This window comes from uncultured Corynebacterium sp., assembly GCF_902782855.1.
In the GTDB taxonomy this organism is placed as follows: domain Bacteria; phylum Actinomycetota; class Actinomycetes; order Mycobacteriales; family Mycobacteriaceae; genus Corynebacterium.
The window spans coordinates 1-2,565 of the sequence record NZ_CACZOO010000041.1 but is presented as its reverse complement, the minus strand read 5'-3'; the positions used below and the strand labels follow the sequence as shown (position 1 = coordinate 2,565).

General features: G+C 63.9%; 2 protein-coding genes. Both read left to right on the top strand.

Annotated elements, in window-relative coordinates; translation table 11 throughout:
* A partial coding sequence (fusA, locus tag QZV72_RS01730) for an elongation factor G (protein ID WP_297004452.1) occupies nucleotides 1-1,736 on the top strand: 1,736 nt, incomplete at its 5' end.
* Nucleotides 1,737-2,099: 363 nt separating this feature from the next.
* Nucleotides 2,100-2,565, top strand: a 466-nt coding sequence (locus QZV72_RS01725; RefSeq protein ID WP_297004451.1) for a GTP-binding protein, incomplete at its 3' end; no start/stop codon positions are given.

Sequence of the window (2,565 nt, the reverse complement as noted above, 5' to 3'; positions counted from 1 at the left end):
CGCGTATCTGCTTCGTCAACAAGATGGACAAGCTGGGTGCGGACTTCTACTTCACCGTGCAGACCATCATTGACCGCCTCGGTGCCAAGCCGCTGGTCATGCAGCTGCCGATCGGTGCCGAGGATGCCTTCGACGGCGTCGTCGACCTGATCAACATGCAGGCCATCACCTGGCGGGGCAAGGTTGAGCCGGGTGCCGAGCCGACCATCGAGGAGATCCCGGCGGATCTGGCAGACAAGGCCGCCGAGTACCGCGAGAAGCTGCTCGAGACCGTCGCCGAGTCCGACGAAGCCCTCATGGAGAAGTACTTCGCCGGCGAGGAGCTCTCCGTCGACGAGATCAAGACCGCCATCCGCAAGATGACCGTCGCTTCGGAGATCTACCCGGTGTTCTGTGGTACCGCGTACCACAACAAGGGCATTCAGCCGATCATCGACGCTGTCGTCGACTACCTCCCGTCCCCGCTGGACGTCGAGGCGATCGAGGGCCACAAGCCGGGTCACGAGGACGAGGTCATCACCCGCAAGCCCTCCGATGACGAGCCTTTCTCCGCGCTGGCGTTCAAGATCGCCGCGCACCCGTTCTTCGGCAAGCTCACCTTCGTCCGCGTGTACTCCGGTTGCGTCGAGCCCGGTGAGCAGGTCCTGAACTCCGTCACCGGGAAGAAGGAGCGCATCGGAAAGCTGTTCCAGATGCACGCCAACAAGGAGAACCCGGTCGACAAGGCGCACGCCGGCAACATCTACGCCTTCATCGGCCTCAAGGAGACCACCACCGGCGACACCCTGTGTGCGCTGGACCAGCCGATCCAGCTGGAGTCCATGGACTTCCCGGACCCGGTCATCAAGGTCTCCATCGAGCCGAAGACGAAGTCGGACCAGGAGAAGCTGGGTGTCGCCATCCAGCGGCTCACCGAGGAAGACCCGACCTTCACCGTCGAGCTCGACGACGAGACCGGCCAGACCATCATCGGTGGCATGGGCGAGCTGCACCTCGACGTGTTCGTCGACCGCATGAAGCGTGAGTTCAAGGTCGAGGCGAACGTCGGTGCCCCGCAGGTGGCCTACCGTGAGACGATCCGCAAGCCGGTCGAGAAGATCGAGTTCACCCACAAGAAGCAGACCGGTGGTTCCGGCCAGTTCGCCAAGGTGATCATCGGCATCGCCCCGTACAACCCGGATCCGGAGACTCTCGAGGAGGGTGAGGACCCGAACTACAAGTTCACCAACGCGGTGACCGGTGGTCGCATCCCCCGCGAGTACATTCCGTCCGTGGACGCCGGCATCAGGGACGCCATGCAGTACGGTTTCCTCGCGGGCTTCCCGCTGGTCGACATCGAGGCCACCCTGATCGACGGTGCCTACCACGAGGTGGACTCCTCTGAGATGGCCTTCAAGATCGCCGGTTCCCAGGCGCTCAAGGCCGCCGTCGCCAAGGCGAAGCCGGTTCTGCTGGAGCCGCTGATGGCGGTGGAGGTGACCACTCCCGAGGAGTTCATGGGTGAGGTCATCGGCGACATCAACTCCCGTCGTGGTCAGATCTCCTCCATGGAGGACCGCTCGGGCGCCAAGATCGTCAAGGGCAAGGTTCCGCTGTCCGAGATGTTCGGTTACGTCGGTGACCTGCGGTCCAAGACCCAGGGCCGCGCGAACTACACCATGATCTTCGACTCCTACGGTGAGGTCCCCTCGTCCGTGGCGCAGGAGATCATCGCCGAGCGCACCGGCAACGCCTAGCCTCGGCACCCTCACCACCCGTGGCATCCGGCGGTGGACATCTGTTCATCACCGGGACGTCGCGGGGGGTAGGGGTCAGCACTCCGTATCTCTCACGTCAGGCCCGGTTTTCACCGACGGGGTTTGTGCGTTAGGATGCTGGGTGCTGGCCGTTACCCAGCTGCAGCGTGTCCTGCGGGACCGACCTCGGTCCGGCTGGAAGGCCCGGGGACAACCCGGTCGACACACCCGCTGTCCGATGCTGTTATCGGCGCAAGAAAGGCCCGGGACAGGCCACCGCAACCGGCGGTGTCCAACCTGTGCCGGGAGATGAAACAAGTGGTCGCGAGAGTCGTGGCCACCGAGAAGTCCAGGAGGACACAAGTGGCGAAGGCTAAGTTCGAGCGTACGAAGCCCCACGTTAACATCGGCACCATCGGTCACGTCGACCACGGCAAGACCACGACGACCGCCGCCATCACCAAGGTTCTGGCTGACACCTACCCGGAGCTCAACCAGGCCTTCGCCTTCGACGCCATCGACAAGGCGCCGGAAGAGCGTGAGCGCGGCATCACGATCAACATCTCCCACGTGGAGTACCAGACCGAGAAGCGCCACTACGCCCACGTGGACGCCCCTGGTCACGCCGACTACATCAAGAACATGATCACCGGTGCTGCGCAGATGGACGGTGCGATCCTCGTCGTCGCCGCCACCGACGGCCCGATGCCGCAGACCCGTGAGCACGTCCTCCTGGCCCGCCAGGTCGGCGTCCCCTACATCCTCGTCGCCCTGAACAAGTGCGACATGGTGGATGACGAGGAGCTCATCGAGCTCGTCGAGATGGAGG